Source organism: Niveispirillum sp. KHB5.9, from assembly GCF_048066115.1.
GTDB lineage: Bacteria > Pseudomonadota > Alphaproteobacteria > Azospirillales > Azospirillaceae > Niveispirillum.
This window is the reverse complement of the sequence record NZ_JBLTYX010000055.1, coordinates 1-1907: the sequence shown is the minus strand read 5'-3', so window position 1 is coordinate 1907 and position 1907 is coordinate 1. Positions and strand designations below refer to the sequence as shown.

Annotated in this window: 3 protein-coding genes; 1 reads left to right on the top strand and 2 read right to left on the bottom strand. The window is 53.1% G+C overall.

Going from position 1 to position 1907, the window contains the following annotated elements; all coding sequences use genetic code 11:
- Positions 1–269, bottom strand: a 269-nt coding sequence (locus ACM9HJ_RS30860; RefSeq protein ID WP_416575645.1) for a hypothetical protein, incomplete at its 3' end; no start/stop codon positions are given.
- 185 nt (positions 270–454) lie between these two features.
- Between ACM9HJ_RS30860 and ACM9HJ_RS30855 the strand changes: the two genes are divergently transcribed.
- Positions 455–607 (top strand): hypothetical protein, encoded by a 153-nt coding sequence (locus ACM9HJ_RS30855; RefSeq protein WP_416575644.1) that lies wholly within the window; start codon positions 455–457, stop codon positions 605–607.
- 378 nt (positions 608–985) lie between these two features.
- Here the strand turns inward: ACM9HJ_RS30855 and ACM9HJ_RS30850 are convergent, their stop codons facing one another.
- Positions 986–1666, bottom strand: coding sequence for a hypothetical protein (locus ACM9HJ_RS30850; protein ID WP_416575643.1), 681 nt, complete (start codon positions 1664–1666; stop codon positions 986–988).
- Positions 1667–1907: the final 241 nt, after the last annotated feature.

Genomic DNA, 1907 nt, shown 5'->3' with positions numbered 1-1907 from the left:
ACGTAGACATGCCGCGTCACCGCATCGGTGCCCAGGTCCACCCCCGTCACCCGGTTCAACCCGTCATAGCGCCAGCCAACCGTGGCACCCGACCAGGTGACGCCTGTGCGGTTGCCGTCCTCGTCATAGGTGAAGCCCATCGCCACCGTCGGGGCCGTCCCCGTCACGCCCGTGGCGGGTCGGGGCAGGGTGACGTTGGCCGAGACCTTGCGCCCGGCTGTGTCATAGGCATGCGTGCGCACCAGCACCGTGCCCGCCTTCTCCGCCACCACACGGCCCAGTATGTCCAGCCCATAGACCGCGTCGGCCAGGCCGGGGCGCTCGCGGGTCGCAGCGGGGCGCAGCTATCGGCTGATCGGCAGGGAACTGGGGCTCAGCAAGAGTACGGTGATGGAGATCGTCAAGCGGGATATAGAGACGAAAGGGCGGGTCGCTACCGGGTTTCCGGCTTAACGTGGTTTTCCGCCCTTTCTATGTCGTGCCCCCCCATTGGGGACCGGCCAGCCATGCCGGATACCGATCCGTTACAGGTACCGCCCGCCTCTACGGCACATCAGCCTGGAACGCCATCCACGCCCTGATCGGCGGCACCTTCATCCTCGCCTGAACGGCGGGGATGCCAACCACGTGAGCAATTACGCGTGAACAGCCCGTCCAGCGTCTGGGCACCGATCAACGCCTCACGAAAATTCGAAAGGGTATTTGCAACAGGCCGTGCAACGCCTGCAAGATCAGCATCTTGAATTTCAGCACTGCATCAAACGGCGGCCGCCCACCCTTGCGCGGGATCGCCGGGCCCCACGGCCTTGGCCAGAGCAGGCCGGAAATGCTCAAAATCAACCGTCGCGGATAACGGCTCCAGCGGATCGCCCTGCGCCCACAACCGATCCCGCTACCGCAAGTAGGCCATATCATGCCAGAAATTGGCGGCTTCCGGAGGTGTCCACCTTCATAGGCATGTCTCAGCGCATGCTCCGCTTCTTCATCACCGCCGTATCTCAATTCCAGGGTTAATGATTTCATTGGGCGCAAAAAGCCGATCCTGCATTTTTGCAGGATCGCATTTGTAAGTTTTATTCTTCATCCTACACCGCCTTACGGTATAAGATGTCGGTGAATTCGTACCATTCACTTTGTTCAGCTCAGTAGACCAAAGATCAATTTCATCAAAATTTTTTTCCGTTACAACAAGCTTGCCGTAAATTGTTAACGGCAATGCGTTGACTATAGCCTCAGACTGGGAAATCCGTATTGTTACGAATCCTTCGGGCACTTCACTTGGCTGTCCAACATAGTTAAGAATTAGCATGATGTTATTATTGGCACTCAATATTGCAGCGTAGCTAAGGGAAAGCGAATTATTGCCAAGAGATGATGATACATCATATTTATCTATAATAACGCCATCATGTATTAGAATTGCAACTGAACCATAATCTCCAATGATGTCTTTAGGGCGTTCGTACAATTCAACTGTATAATCGCCCGGTAATACAATTTTTCCAACCAATATATTTTGTTCATTTTGTACAGCGTCTTCATAAGTGCTTAGAGGTGGAGCTACGTATCGAATTATCCTCGGAAGGAATTTGTTTCTCCAGTCGACAGTGACCCCAAATTCAACGTCCCTCATCTCAGTTTGACGGAATATGTAACTATCTGCCAAGGCGGTCTCATGTGATGAAGTCGCGATTACAGATGCCAGTAAAGCGCACAACGATATTTTCAGTGTGCTGCTGAAATCGTACTTAATATTCAATTAGGCCTCCATAAATTGCGTTCCAGTTTGCCATGGTGTTGGCACCACCATCGCTATATCTGGTATATGTTCTTTCCGGATCAAACTGGCTCGGCTTTCCAGCCCATTTTAGTACCTCCATCGCTCCGCGTACATTATGATTAATATC